Origin of the sequence: Arthrobacter koreensis (assembly GCF_035792275.1) — a bacterium.
Classification (GTDB): domain Bacteria; phylum Actinomycetota; class Actinomycetes; order Actinomycetales; family Micrococcaceae; genus Arthrobacter_B; species Arthrobacter_B koreensis_A.
On sequence record NZ_JAMWKK010000045.1, the window covers coordinates 1 to 255 of the forward strand.

The 255-nt window shown below is 69.8% G+C and carries 1 protein-coding gene; it reads left to right on the plus strand.

The annotated features are described in order from the left end of the window. A partial coding sequence (locus NGB94_RS16760; RefSeq protein ID WP_418910677.1) for a helix-turn-helix domain-containing protein occupies nucleotides 1–255 on the plus strand: 255 nt, incomplete at both ends.

A 255-nucleotide genomic window follows, 5' to 3' on the forward strand; every position in this document is an offset into this window, starting at 1 on the left:
CCGAGCTGCCCGTGACCCCGGGTAACGGCCGGTGCCTGTCCCTGACCGAGCGGGAACAGATCCAGGACCTGCGCCGTGCCGGTGAATCAGTACGCGGTATCGGCAGGATGCTGGGCAGGCCTGCCTCTACGATCAGCCGGGAACTGGCCCGGAACACTGCCGGGGACCTGGGATACCTGCCTCATGCTGCGCACCGCCTCGCTGCCGGGCGCAGGCTTCGCCCGAAAACGGCGAAGCTCGCTGTCCCGGGCAGGC